This window comes from Candidatus Kryptonium thompsonii, from assembly GCF_001535985.1.
Taxonomy (GTDB): Bacteria; Bacteroidota; Ignavibacteria; order Kryptoniales; family Kryptoniaceae; genus Kryptonium; species Kryptonium thompsonii.
In genome coordinates this window covers 1-14,283 of sequence record NZ_CZVS01000052.1, presented here as the reverse complement: position 1 = coordinate 14,283, position 14,283 = coordinate 1, and the positions used below count along the sequence as shown (strand labels likewise).

The following is a 14,283-nucleotide window of genomic DNA, read 5'->3' as shown; positions in this document are numbered from 1 at the left end:
GAAAAGCTTTCGGCATCCTCTTTGCTTGAGAATGAAAATTCAGGCAACATGGCTCTCGCTGGTGAAATCACGCTACCAGTGACAAACCATGCTTTTTTAGCGTCAACTAATTTAAAAGTTTTAAAATCAACCACCTTAACATCTTTTACATTCTTACCTTCCATTATAGCGGTTGCACATCCAATCCCGCAGGCATGATAAACCGTATCATCAACTAAAATTTCAACGCTCGTCATCATTTTCTCAAAGACATCCATATTACAGACGCTACACACACCGATCTTACGCCCAAAATCAGGCTTAAGATAATCAAGCGCCGATTGCCCGAGGGCAACCAAAGGTATAAGAAAAATTAAAATTGAAATCGCAAAAATTTTGTTCTTCATTTTTACTCTCCAAGCTTTATTGCTAAGTTCACAAAGAAACTTCTACCAGGTTCATAGACCGGGACACCTGTCGTCCGTATCCGCCTGTTCAGATGTTCATAATAGGTTTTATTTAACAAGTTGTTCACCCCAAGTGAAATATCCACAAATTTGAAATAGTCAATGCTCATCACAAAATTAACGAGCACGAATCCCGGTGTTTGAGTTTCACCGTAACTTGTTGAAACATCGCTTTTTCTAGCAACAGCCCTTACTGTAAGTTCGGGCACCACTTTCCCACCAAACAAATTATAATAAATTGTCGTCCTCGCCTCAAGCGGTGGAATTTCTGGCAAGGGCTCATCAGTCACCGCGTTCCAGGCTTTTGTCCTGAAAATATTCAAGCTAAATCCATAATCCCTGCTAAATGTTGAAGTATAACCTATCTCAAAGCCCCAAAGCCTCGCGCTCTCAATATTGATAAATTGCTTCACCCCAAGGACCCCCATATTCTTAGGCATTAAATCCGGTCTCACCTTAGCACTGATAAAATTCTTAACATAATAATAGAAGACATCACCCTTGACAACGCCACCGAGCATTTTGCTGTTTAAAATTAAATCAATGCTGTTGTTCGTCTCAGGCTTCAACAAAGGATTTCCGATATAATCATAGTTGTCAAGTCCAATTGGCAAAAAGTTTATATACCTCTCACTTATATTCGGGCTTCGCTTACTTGAAGCAAGCAAAACTGATAACTTAACATTTGATGTCACCGCTTTATCAATTCCAGCGCTCACGCTGAAACTATAGTGCTTAGATGAAAGTGAGCTAAATAGCCCTGCAAAAGATGAAGCGGGTGTTCTCGCATCGGCGTAGTTTAAATCATATCTTGCTGAAAATATCAAGTTAAAATCATAAACACCCGTTCTGTATTCCGAGAAAACACCTAAATTTGAAATATAAGAATTCTGCCAAACGGTGTCTTTAAATGTCTTCCCAGCCATAGGTCCTGTCAACATTTTCCTCGTTCTAAATCCATCCTTTTCAACCTTCGAATAATCAAAGCCAAGATAAACTACGCTCTTACCCAAAATTAAACCGACCTCAGCTCGAGCTCCTTGAGTCAATGTGTTAACATCTGTAACTGCCTCAACCATCATCCTTGTCGGTTTAAATTCATTATCCATTATGTGATGGACTTTTGAATAATAAGCCTTCAAATTAATAGCGTTAATCAAACTGCTTAAATTCTTTGAAACATAATCAGCTGAAATTATCCTTGAATCACTTCTCCTTTCATCCATTAAAAGGGCTGGAAAGAAAACATTCCGGGCATATATCCCGCGAACTGAGACTTGAAGTCTATGGTTATCACCTGGATTAAATCCAAATTTGCCAGACCAATCTTTTATATTAAAGCCCGCCTGAACTTGATTTCCTGAACCATCCTTATAGTTTCCATAATCTTTCATTCCACCCGACACCGCAAAATCAAATAATCTTTGACCACCTGACAAAGTCAACTTTGCAACCTTCCCATTCCAATTACTTTCATATCCGGTCTCAAGCTTCCCTCCAACTGAAAATTTATCAAATCTTTTCGGCTTTATCAGAACAAAATTAAGAACGCCACCCAAGTTTGGACCATAACGAAGAGCATAAGGTCCTTTTAAAATTTCAACTTTTTCCAAATCCTCGGCTTGAACATGTGAAGCTGGCGGATCCATTCTAATTGGACAAGCAGGCTCAATCTTTATACCATTATCAATTTGAACGTTCAACTGATCAAATTTCAAACCCCTAACAACAGGGTCAAGAGCATATCCACCTTTTTTTACTGCTGATACATTTGAAAAGTTTTTGACAAATTCACCAAGATCACGTGGCGCCTTCTTCGTTATCTCCCTGCCTCCAATCTCAGCCTGATTATATACTTCAGCAGGCTTGCCAAAAACTACAATCTCTTCAACCGAAAAATAGGGTAGCTCCTCTAAGTAAATCTCAAGCGTCTTAACTTCACCTAAGCCAAGCGAAACCACTTCTTTTGCACGCTTATATCCAACATAGGAAACAGAAACAGTGTAATTCCCTGGCTCAAGATTTTTAATCTCAAAATAACCTTTGAAATCCGTAACATCACCGCGATTTGTACCTTCAAGCCAAACATTCGCATTTACAAGCGGATATTTAGCTTTAGAATCATAAACAAAACCGCGAATCAAGCCTTTCTCTTGAGCAAAATAGCTTTGTGAAATGGTAAAAATTAAGGCTATGAGAGCTAAAAACTTAATTCGCATAGCACTCCTCCTGAGTTTAATTTTTTAAAATTCAAGTTTTTAATCAATTGGGAATTATCAGATATTTACCTACAATTCCTCCTCAGGAGGGTGAAATATGTCAGATTGAATTGGTAAGAATTTTAAAACTTCAGAAAATGCAAGGAAGGGATCTCGAAATGAAAATGAAAATTTATTCTCAACAATGATAAGCCCTTCTTCCGTAGGAGATTTAGAAACGATCTGCCCCTTTTTACAACCACATCCTTCAGAATCAAAGCAAACCGAATTTATCAAATTAACAACAACTTTACCCTTACAACCACACCCACAATTTTCATTACAATGACAAATATCTCCGTGATGATGATGTTTATAAAATATCTGCGACCCATAATTCAAAAACATGATGAAAACAAGTAAAATAGAAGCCATACTATTTATCAAACATTTCAACACCGCTTGTCAGTTCATAATTCTTTAACCATTAAAAGCGGGGGATATAAAAACATATCCCCCAAAAGACATAAAGAAAGTTTTAAAATCTTAACTTCCTTTCTTTTTAACCTTAACACTCAAACTATTCAAAGCGACTGTTAATTTCGTCCCCGCCTCGACATAATATCTCCACGCATAACCAAGCTGTGTAAAGACATCTTCGTTATATTCACCTTTGTCCATTCTTGCTTTTTGCTTATTCATTATCTCATCGCCGAGATTTATCCAATATTGTGCATCAGCCACATCTTTCTTAACGACATCAGTTTGTTCTGATTTCTTCACTTGATCAAGTAAGTTCAAAACAACTTGTTTAACCGCAAGGTTATCATTATACTGCTTTTCACACGTTGTCTTCCAATCCTTTTGCCCCTGTGCAAGTGCGATGCTAAGTGTGAAAACCAAACTTGTTAAGATAAAAATTACCTTCTTCATTTTCTCCTCCACAAATTTGTTTTAAGTTATGTCTTGTTTTGAAAAAATTTTAACTGCTAAAAAAACAGAGAAAATGAACCACAGAAGTAAAACAAGAATTAAAACCACATACGCTTGAAGACTTCCACCTAAAAACTTCAAAAACGCAGCCCCAGCAGGTCCAAAAATTTCAGGGGAATTCAAAGTTATCAAACTTAACACACGAACGATATCAACTGGATTCCCAAGAAGTGAAATCATCGCGAATTTAGCTGCCAACTTCCCCCTTAACAAAGTTGTCGCACCGATTATCACCAAATCATAAAAGATTAGAAAAGTGAACCAAACAAGAATTGAAATCCCAAAAGCCCGACCCCTTTGCTTTGCTAAGGCAGATATAAAAGCCGAAATCCCAAGAAAGATGAAAGCGAGCAAATTTGAAAGCAGAACAAAAACAAAATATCTAAATACGCCTTCCGAACCAACCCTAAACAAAATGATGAACCCACTTATACCAAAACCCAAAGCCATAGATGAAAAAATGATGATCATAAGACCAAGCAACTTGCCAATGTAAATTTCCCAACGATTTAAAGGTTGAGCAAATATCAGTTCGTTAAATCTACCATCGCTGGAGAAGCTAATAACACCAATCACGAGCGAAACAAGTGGGATAATATACAAAACAAGGTTAAGCAAACTTAATGTGGTCCTCGAAAAATCTTGCATACTTCCAGTATAACCACTCGCGCTTAAACCAAAATAAGAAATGCCGAGAACAAGAATTGTAAATATCAATGTAAAAATGTGCGTCCACTTGTTCCTCACACCCACGATAACTTCTGTTTCAGCAATCGTGTAAATAGCGTTTCCTTTCATCTTACTTCAAAATTTTGATTTCAAGCTGTTCATAAGGAAATTCCTCACCACCGTATTCATTTAAAAATTTCTCCAACGACTCCCTCGTTTTAAATGTTGCAACAAAATAATTCATCGGGGTTTGAATTTTTTCGGACATAGCAAAATAAGCATTTTCAATTCTTACCCATTCCTTTGTATAAAAATCACGAACGAACATCACCGAACCCTCTGGCAAACCTTGCATCTTTTTAAATTCAATCATACAGCCAATATCATCAAACTTATAAACCTCACCATTCGGGGTCACAATTTCAGTGGCGAAGTTAAGTTGAGAAATTGCCATCTTACAAAGGTAACAAATGTCGTGTGGCTCGATTTCCTCAGGTTTCATTTCTCGCGAACATGAATAGATTAAAAAAGTTAAAAGTGAAATTAAAATTGTTTTAATTCCTGCTTTCATGTTCTTCTACCAATTTCTGATAAATTGATTCAAACGACTGACTTGATGTTTGAAAATTCTCAATTTGTGCCCCATTTTCCTTGAGATTGAAAATTATGTCAAGGATCTTGCTTGAATCAGCCCTCACGATCATGCTCGTTCCATTTCTCTTGACCTCCATTGCCCCAAAATTATACGCAAGATCGACAAATTCATCTTTCATATTTTTAACAATCAAATAAATTTTGGATTCAAACTTTAACTTTCTCTTAAGTTCAGATGCGCTTTCAAATGTTATCAATTTCCCACTGACAAGAATCCCAACTTTATCCGCAAGTTCGTCAACCTCATTTAAAAGGTGAGTTGTAAAAAGAATTGTCTTCCCTTCCTTTTTTAGCGAAGAAAGCAAAGATTTAAACCTCATAACTCCTTCGGGATCTAAACTCAGCGTAGGCTCATCAAGAATTAAAATTGGAACATCAGGCATAAGAGCAATTGCAATCCCAAGCCGTTGAATATTGCCCCCAGATAACTCCCTTGCGTATTTCCCAAGTATATCCCTCAAGTTGAGCATCTCAATCACATATTCCACCCTTTGAATAGGTAAATTTCTTAACTTTCTAAAAAACTCAAGTATTTCCACAACTTTTAAATTCTCATATAAAGAAATCCTCTGGGGTAAAAAACTTAAATAACCTCTTGCCTCCTTAGGGTTAACCCGAACATTTATCCCATTCACATAAATCTCACCTTCATCTGGGATGACGAGTCCAACGATCGATTTAAGCGTTGTGGTTTTCCCGCTACCATTTGGTCCAAGCAAAACAACTGTCTCATTTTCCCCAACATCAAAACTCACACCGTTGACAGCTACCACATTTTTAAACGATTTTCTCAAACCTTTAACCGATAGCATATAACTTTCTTAATTTCTTTGATTTGAAGAAAACGATCAAAAAAGGGACAGAGGCACACAAGAAAACAAAACCTGTCCCCATAAAGGCGATTCTTTTACTTTCGATTTTTTCAGCTTCACCCCTTTTAACAAGATATGACAAGTTTGGAATCTCAACCTTTCGCATCAACGGATGTTCATCATAAATTTTAAATGATTTAACAATTGGCATCGTTCTTTCAGCGATCTCAATCGCCCTCGCAGATGGGCTTGAAAGGTAAAGTTGAATTACTGGATATTTACCTTGAATATCCTCAAATACATTTGTTAATTTAAATTTAACATCGCTAACGCCGTCATCGTCAAGATCATAACCAAGAAAACCATCCCAATAATTCCCTCTGCCTTGATAACTAAATGATACCGTTTTTGGATTACCAATAGTTCTTATCAAAGCGAGATTTCCGATAAAGTTATTCTCGTAAATTTTATCATAGTTCGCACTTGCAAAAAGAGCAATGGCAAGATCATTATTTTGAACTAAATTGCGCCTGACTATATTATAATTCGTGCCTTCAAAATGAAGCCCGATTGAATTATCAAGTATATAATTTTCTTCCGCAACGCAATAGTCGCATGATTGAAGCAAAAGTCCATACGAACTAAATCCTCTGTTTCTCGCAAATATATTTCGCCTGAAGTAAATGTGCCTTGAATACATTACAGCCCCACCAACAACATTATCAATAAAAACATTCTCCTCAAATGAATTTGAATCAGAAAACATATAATGTATCCCGTATCTTAAATCCGTTGCGTAATTTTTCCTGATCAAGTTATTTGCAGACTCTTGAATATACATCCCATCTCTCACCTTCGTAATAAAATTCTCCTCGACCAAATTATTTCTTGAATTCCAAATGTGTAACCCACTACCTCTTTCCCCAATTCCAAGATAGGGTCGACCGATAACTGTGTTATGCCTGACGACATTATTATTTGCAGCAAAAAAGTAAATGCCAAATAAAACATCCTCAAGAAGATTATTCTCAATCACATTAAATGATGATTTCAACAAAATCCCAGAGTCTTCCTTTTGAAGTAGATTCCCACCGCCAGTAATTTTAAATCCATTTACAACACATGAATCTGCAAGCACCGTAACTGTGCTACCCCAGTTTTCACCCTTTACCCAAGGTCTTCCAACCCCAATCAAAACGACAGGTTTTTCAAGAAAGATATTTCCGTAATATTCTCCACCGTAAACATAAATCGTATCATGTGGTTTCGCAAATTGAAGCGCCTCTTTTATACTCTTAAATTCGTAATTCTTCCCAACTTTCAAAACATCGGCGTTTAATGAGTTCACAATTAACAAAATTAAAAAAATATGTCCCCAAAATTTTCTCATTCTGATGGTTTAACTTCTCTTAATGTTAAAAACAAAGCAATAACAAGAACTATAAGCGAAAGAAAAAGTCCTAATGAACCGAGACTTGGATAACTATAAACGGTAAATTGTGCTATCATCTTTTTTCCAAAAAGCGGTGGCGTAAACGGCTGAACTTTAATCGGAGCATCTGGCGCGAGATTGTGTCCATAGGTATAAAGCTTGTTATAAAAGTCAAGGATCGAAAAAATTCCAATATAAGAATACATTACTATCAGATCAATAAGCGTTGAAACCTTACCAAGAATAATAGCCCTTAACACAAGAAGTCCAAGTGCACCGAAAACAAAAGGAAGATATGTAAACTCTGGGAAATCGCTTTGAGATAAAGGTTTCATTCCAATGTAATGATTAAGTGTGTTAATTTCCCGAAGATCATCTCTGCCAGCTGTTTTCCCGCCTTCAAGTTTGTAGGAGTAAATGTAAAGTTTTAAACCATCAGGATAAAAAGTCGCAAAAAATTGCATTCTCCACAAGGGGAAGAAAAAAACCGCAAGAAGAAATAGGACAGAAATTAAAAGTGCTATTCTTGATTTCAAGTTTAAAGGTGTATCCTGGAATTTTTCCCACTTTTGAAGTATGCGCTCCATTGTAGTTTCCTTAATTTTTTTTAAAGGAAGAGGTGACCCTAATTAGGGCCACCTCAATATAAGTTTATCTTTGTGCTACACCTGCTCCACCTCTTGGCTTGACAAGCAAGTAACCTTGCATCTCCTGATGTAAAGCTGAACAGAAATTAGTGCAATAGAATGGGAACACGCCAGGTTTATTCGCGACAAATTCAATTGTCTTAGTCTCACCGGGGTCAACAACAACGTTTATGTCGTATTCACAAATTGCAAAACCATGAATCTCATCCGTCGTTTGCTCAATGTTTGTCAGGTGAATTATAACTTTATCACCCTGGTTAACTTCAATCTTCCACGGCTGGAATCTTGACCTGACAGCAATCATCCAAACCTCAACTGTGTTCCCTTTTCTAACTATCTTCGCATCTTTCTCATCCCATATCGCATTTGGTTTCGTGTTCTCAATCCCTTTCCGATAAACCTCAAAAACCTTATCTTTTAATTTGTCGGCTCTTATCGCTTGAGCATAGTGTGGCTCAGGCTCTGTGAAAGCGTCATAAAGCAATCTCATCTTCTCGCCAGTTATATCTATCAATTGTGATGCTTCAGGCTGGCTCGGTCCAACTGGAAGATGTCTTCCATGTGAAAGTTTGTTCAAAGCGATAACATATTTGCCCGCGGGCTTCTTGGTATCGCCTTCAGGAACACAAAGGTGCCCAATATTGTAAGCAATCGGGATTTTATCAACAACTTCCCATGTCCCAAGCTTCCACTTCGCGATTGCGCTCTCAACGAAAAGTGATGTATAAGCATAACCTTGATCATCAAATTGAGTATGAAGTGGACCAAGCCCAACTGGAACCTCAGCCTCGCGCACGCTTTCATATCTTAACACTGGGATTCCATCTTCTTCTCCAACAAAATCTTTATTTTCAATAGCCTTAAGCATTTTCTCAAAGTTATAAACCGTCGTTATGCTCTGCAATTTTCCACTACCAACGATCCACTTTCCATCCGGGCTAACATCAACACCGTGCGGTGACTTCGCACATGGCATAAGATAAACAACTCCAGGTGCCTCTTTTGGATCAATCACCCTAACTCCAGAGATGAGTTTATACTTCCCAGCCTTCAAATATTCCTCGGCTTTCTTCCAGTTAACAGCAGCGATATAATCGCGATCATTTTGTGAAGCTGTGATCTCAAGTATTCCAGTTGCTCTTTCAGAGTTATAGCATGTCCAGAAAACCCAGCCATGGCTTGGACCCTTTCCAGCATCACCAAGATCAAAGTTAAACGGTGGCATCAGAACTTGGAATCCATGCTTATCGTCCATTCTCATTTCACCCGTTTTGGGATCAACTTCAACGAGAGCAACTATGCCATGATATCTTTTTGCATATTCTTCAACCGGAACATAAGTCCCCTTGGGAATCGGAACTGAAAACCTTGTTGCTATCGTGACATATTCGGTGTTCTCGGTTACAAAGGTAGAACCATGGTTCCCCGAAAGGTTCGGAATTGGACCAAGAATTTGCTTTGTCTTAAACTCTCTAAGATCAATCCTCGCAATCCTATTATTTGCGTTATCATTGATGAAAAGCCATCTACCATCATATTCACCATTTGTCTCACTTAATGCAGGATGATGTGCATCTCCCCAAGTGTAACCACCAAGCATTTCCTTTGTCTCTTTGTCAAAACCATAACCTGTAGATGGATAAGGAGTGAATACAGGGATTGTACAAATGTGCCTCATCGATGGAATTCCCGCCACGAAAATCTGTCCTGAGTGACCACCGGAATAGAAGAGATAAAATTCATCAAGGTCACCCGGCGGAACATAAGTTGCAAGCGCAGCTTCCGCTGCTTCACCTTTTACAGCTTCTTTACCAGGTTTACAACTGTGGAAAACAAGTGCGACAGCGATGAAAATAACTAAAATGCCTAATGCGATTTGAATTTGGCTTCTCATGGCTCTACGCCTCCTTTAATTTTTAATGTTTTGAGGTTAATTGTTGTTTGCGGTATTTCTCATACGCTTTCGTTAGGAGTTCAACCACTTGCACCTTTTCAGAATCAGTCAACATAATTTGACTACCCAAAACAATAGACATCGTTCCTGTGGGTTCCTTAATGAAGTTTTCAAGTGTCTTCCCGAATCTACTCTGGACATCTTCGAGAGCATTGCTAAGATCAGGCCCAATTTTAGCAGCGGATTCGATCCCAAATACAGAAATTGAATGGCATACAAAACATCCTTTATTTACAAAGAAAGCACCTTCTCCCTCTCGCATCTGCCTTTCTTTCTCAATTTCTTCAGGCGTCGGCAAATCAGCGAGCGCAGTATAAGATTGCGGATAATACTCAGGAGGTAGATTAACCTTTTTCCAACTCATCGTTAAAAGTGTTAAAGCTATCGCTTCCCTCGAGCCAAACCCCATCTCGGGCATTATACTTTCTGGAGAAACCATTTTGGGATTTTTAAAATGTGCGACATGCCATGCAAAGACGGATTTGTAACCACCAATTCTTGAATAATCAAATTGCTCCGGCGCTTTATCCCCCTCATAAGTAAGATCAGGCCCTATTACCCCACCACGACCGTTAATTTTATGACACGCACGACAACCTTTTTCCTTTACAAGTTTTTTAGCATAGTTTATATAATCAGCCCCAGGTGTCAATGTATCATATCGATGGCATATATTGCAATTCATCTGCAATAAAACCTTTCTATCCGGCGGTCTGTAAATATCCTCAAGTTCTTTCCCAAGCAGCGGTTCCTCCCAATGTTCAATGAAACCATGAGCTTCTTCTTTATTTAACGCATACCCTTGACCGCCATGACATATCGTGCATCCATATTTTTGGAGCGGATGCTTATCAAGAATTTCCTTTGGATGAGTTTTAAACGGATTGGGCGCATTTTCAAGCCCCTTCCATTCATACCCCATATGGCAAGTTATACATCTATCAACTCTGTTGAGCTCCTTAACATAAATTTGCTTAACTCCAAATTCAATCGCTTTCGCCTTCTCTTCCCCCAGCTTCTCACTGACATATCGTTTAAATTCGGATTGATATTTCTTCCATTCAGGCGTAAAATACCCAATATACATGATGATGGTCACAATTAGCCCCATTAACGCCACAGCATAAACTATAGTTACATCCTTTTTGAGTTTGCTTTTATCCATCTTCACTTTTTAATTTTTTTTAAAATTTCTTCGGCAATTGAGGCCATGGCTCCCATGGGAAATAAAACTCCCAATTTGGTCCTCTCATATAAGTCCCAATGATTATCAAAACAATCACCAAGAAACATAAGACAAGGAAAACTATATTTTGTCTCATTCTTTCTTTGCTGAACCAAACCCCAGTGCTAAGATTTGAACTTTTATCAAGATATGGCCATATAGCAAGCAAAATCACCAAAATTCCTGGAATTAAAATTCCACCTACAAGTGCACCATTTAAAACAAAACCACCTATCCTTATCGTCGTTATAGCCACAAGCTCCTGCAACCATAGGAAATACCAAGGCGCCTTTGCAGGGTTTGGCGTCACATTTGGATTCGCTGGTTCTTCAAGTGGCGCATGAATAAACAAACTTATCAAAACAACAAAAACAAATGTCCCAAGCATAACAAGCCCAATTCTACGAATTAAAAACGGCACTGAATTAACAGTATATTTCTCCTCGTCAATCAAACTTGTCTCAACTTGAACTGTTCTCCCAGCCGTCAACCCAAGCAAAGAATATGTCTTACTTTTCATCCCATCCTTAACTTTTTCTTTCTTCTGACTTAGCACAAGGTTATCAACACACGCAAGTCCTCCGTCCTTTCTTATCCTCCACATATGATATGAGAAAAGTATTAAAACCGCAGCAGGCAAAAAGAAACAATGAAGCACATAAAATCTTATCAAAGCATTTTGCTCAATCTCATGCCCACCCAAAAGAACAAACCTTATCCACTCGCCCACAATTGGAGCATTTTTAGCGATATTTGTTCCAACCGTTATAGCCCAAAAAGCAAGCTGATCCCAAGGCAAAAGATAACCTGTGAATGAAAGAAACAAAGTTATAAGAAGAAGAATGACACCGACAATCCAATTTAACGGTCTGTTTTGACCAACACCAATGCCATTTTTATACGCCCCTGTCAAGAATACCCTGACCATATGAAGAAAAACAAACGCAACCATCAAATGCGCAGAATTTCTATGCATCGCTCTTATAAACCATCCAAACGAGACAACATACTCTATGTCCTTAACACTTTGATATGCCCTTTCAACAGAAGGAACATACAGAAACATTAAAACAACACCTGTCAAAGTCAGTATCAAAAACAACGTAGCTGTTATAGTTCCAAGCCAAAGCGAATATCCCCAAGATAAACTTTTTAATGTAACTTTCGCTGGAAACCAGTGAAGCAAAAGATTGCGAACGATTGAATCACCAGCTTCCTTTTCAGACCTCGGTGCCCATGTCCAAAACAAACTTCGTTTCGTTAATTTTTTGCCGTTAACTTTAACTTCAGCCATAAAATACCCAGTTTTATTTTACACTGTTAACTTATAGTTTTGTGATACTTTTTTACCCAAATCGACGACAAGTTTACCATCTTCAGGGGAAACCTCAACCTTAACCCAATCAAGTGGCCTTGGCGCAGGTCCAGCATAATTAGTCCCATCGCCATAAAACTTCGATCCATGGCATGGGCAATGAAATTCCCATTTTACCTCAACCTCTTTTCCCCCTATTTTCACAACTTTTGGCTTTGAAAGACCAACATACTTAACCGTACAGCCAAGGTGTGTGCAGACTGCTGAGATCGCATAAAATGTTTTACCCTCACGAAATATGTATGTCTTGATATCATCGATAAAAGTTACACCATCAGGAATTTTATCAGGTTCGTCAAGTTTAACCCGCCTTGTCCCCTCATAACTTACATTTGGAAACAATGACCTCACCCATGTATAAATCTGCCCTGCAAGAGCCAAAAGTAGAGAACCGATCCCTAAATTTTTCAAGAATTCTCTCCTGTCAAGTTTCATGCTCCCTCCAACAAATTTTTTATTTTTTAATCCTCAACTATTTCTTGCTCAACATAATACATCCTTTCCATCGTCATTGCATCGGTCGGACAAATGATGGCACACAAACCACACCTTATGCATTTCTCATCGTCCTTGATCATAGCGGATAATGGAACATCGTCAGTAAATTGATAATGCTGTAAAAGTTTTTCCTTCACCTCGTCTTCAAGTTCAATCTCCTCAATTGGAACAAGCTTCAAACAATATTCAGGGCAAACATCAACACAAGCACCGCACAAAACGCATTTCTCAGCATCATAAATTGTTTGGATATGACACAGCAAACATCTTTTCGCTTGCTCAACTGCCCGTTCTTCGGTGTAATTCATTTCAACTTCAGCCACCCCAGTTCTTCTATCGATTGGAATAACATCGGGTGCTTTCCTCGGTGTTATCTCATAACCAACATATGTTGAGTAATCCTGCTTTCTAATCTTTTCAATCGAAAGATTGAAAACTTTCTTCGTTTTTAATCCCCTTAAATAATTATCAATTGATATCGCAGCTTGTTTCCCATTTGCAATTGCGTCAATTAAATTCCTCGGTCCAAATGCGACATCACCTCCAGCGAAAACACCAGGAACACTCGTCGCAAGTGTCTCACGATCTACCTTTATCGTCCCAGCTGCGGTAAGTTCAATCCCATCCTCTGGCTTTATAAAGTTCAAATTCGGTCTTTGCCCTATCGCAAGTATGACCGTATCAGCTTCCATATATTCACTTATACTCTCATCGAAGATCGGATTGAATCTGCCATCTTCATCATAAGTTCTTTTAACCCCAATAAATTCAATCCCTTTAACCTTTCCATTCTCGCCAATAAATCTTTTAACCCCTCTTTGCGGATGAAAGATGATCCCCTCTTTAACAGCCTCTTCAAATTCCTCTTTCCCCTGAGCAGTTCTTAACACTGGCATCTCCTCGAACGACTCCAAACTTGCGATGTGAATTTCCAAAACCCCAGCCCTTCGCGCGGTCCTTGCAGCATCCATAACGATGGTATATGTTGAGCCATTCCCCAATTTTTCCTTCTCTTCCATCTCAACTGCCATTCTCAAAGCAGTCCTCGCAGCGTCAAACGCAACAAACCCACCTCCAATTACGACAACTTTTTCCCCAAGCTCAACTCTATAACCGTTATTAACATTTACCAAAAAATCAATCGCTTTTATAATGCCATCAAGATTTGCTCCTTCAACATTCATTTCCCTTCCTTCTTGCGTCCCAACAGCGATAAATATCGCATCAAATTCCTCTTTTAATTCTTTAATTCCAAAATTTTTCGTTAAGGGCGTGAGTGTTCTTATCTCAACACCGAGCCCCAAAATTTTGTTAATTTCCTTTTCTATTATACCCCTCGACAACCTAAACTCAGGTATCCCATGCCTCATCATTCCGCCA

The 14,283-nt window shown here is 38.4% G+C and carries 14 protein-coding genes; all 14 read right to left on the bottom strand.

Annotated features, from left to right (window positions below):
• On the bottom strand, positions 1-386 hold a 386-nt coding region (locus AWW78_RS07750; RefSeq protein WP_047134801.1), incomplete at its 3' end, for a hypothetical protein.
• 2 nt (positions 387-388) lie between these two features.
• On the bottom strand, positions 389-2,665 hold the full coding sequence (locus AWW78_RS07745) for a TonB-dependent receptor (RefSeq protein WP_047134800.1): 2,277 nt from the start codon (positions 2,663-2,665) through the stop codon (positions 389-391).
• Between the two features lie 69 nt (positions 2,666-2,734).
• The gene (locus AWW78_RS07740) at positions 2,735-3,079 is read right to left on the bottom strand and encodes a hypothetical protein (protein ID WP_047134799.1); all 345 of its coding nucleotides are present in this window, start codon (positions 3,077-3,079) and stop codon (positions 2,735-2,737) included.
• Positions 3,080-3,190: 111 nt separating this feature from the next.
• The gene (locus AWW78_RS07735; RefSeq protein ID WP_047134798.1) at positions 3,191-3,577 is read right to left on the bottom strand and encodes a hypothetical protein; all 387 of its coding nucleotides are present in this window, start codon (positions 3,575-3,577) and stop codon (positions 3,191-3,193) included.
• 21 nt (positions 3,578-3,598) lie between these two features.
• On the bottom strand, positions 3,599-4,435 hold the full coding sequence (locus AWW78_RS07730; RefSeq protein ID WP_047134797.1) for an ABC transporter permease: 837 nt from the start codon (positions 4,433-4,435) through the stop codon (positions 3,599-3,601).
• A gap of 1 nt (position 4,436) precedes the next feature.
• Positions 4,437-4,877 (bottom strand): nitrous oxide reductase accessory protein NosL, encoded by a 441-nt coding sequence (locus AWW78_RS07725; RefSeq protein WP_047134796.1) that lies wholly within the window; start codon positions 4,875-4,877, stop codon positions 4,437-4,439.
• Entirely contained in the window at positions 4,861-5,772 is a 912-nt protein-coding gene (locus tag AWW78_RS07720; protein ID WP_075426201.1) for an ABC transporter ATP-binding protein, read from the bottom strand. The genes AWW78_RS07725 and AWW78_RS07720 overlap by 17 nt, the downstream gene beginning before the upstream one ends.
• Positions 5,759-7,162, bottom strand: a complete 1,404-nt coding sequence (gene nosD / locus AWW78_RS07715) for a nitrous oxide reductase family maturation protein NosD (RefSeq protein ID WP_075426200.1) — start codon at positions 7,160-7,162, stop codon at positions 5,759-5,761. The genes AWW78_RS07720 and nosD overlap by 14 nt, the downstream gene beginning before the upstream one ends.
• Positions 7,159-7,791: a hypothetical protein gene (locus AWW78_RS07710; RefSeq protein WP_047134795.1), complete on the bottom strand. Its 633-nt coding sequence runs from the start codon at positions 7,789-7,791 to the stop codon at positions 7,159-7,161. The genes nosD and AWW78_RS07710 overlap by 4 nt, the downstream gene beginning before the upstream one ends.
• Positions 7,792-7,855: 64 nt before the next feature.
• Positions 7,856-9,745 (bottom strand): Sec-dependent nitrous-oxide reductase, encoded by a 1,890-nt coding sequence (gene nosZ / locus AWW78_RS07705; RefSeq protein WP_047134794.1) that lies wholly within the window; start codon positions 9,743-9,745, stop codon positions 7,856-7,858.
• Positions 9,746-9,767: 22 nt separating this feature from the next.
• Positions 9,768-10,970: a c-type cytochrome gene (locus AWW78_RS07700; protein ID WP_047134793.1), complete on the bottom strand. Its 1,203-nt coding sequence runs from the start codon at positions 10,968-10,970 to the stop codon at positions 9,768-9,770.
• A gap of 19 nt (positions 10,971-10,989) precedes the next feature.
• Positions 10,990-12,324 (bottom strand): cytochrome b, encoded by a 1,335-nt coding sequence (locus tag AWW78_RS07695; RefSeq protein WP_047134792.1) that lies wholly within the window; start codon positions 12,322-12,324, stop codon positions 10,990-10,992.
• Between the two features lie 18 nt (positions 12,325-12,342).
• Entirely contained in the window at positions 12,343-12,840 is a 498-nt protein-coding gene (locus AWW78_RS07690; RefSeq protein WP_047134791.1) for a QcrA and Rieske domain-containing protein, read from the bottom strand.
• Between the two features lie 26 nt (positions 12,841-12,866).
• The coding region (locus tag AWW78_RS07685) for an FAD-dependent oxidoreductase (RefSeq protein ID WP_047134790.1) at positions 12,867-14,283 on the bottom strand (1,417 nt) is incomplete at its 5' end.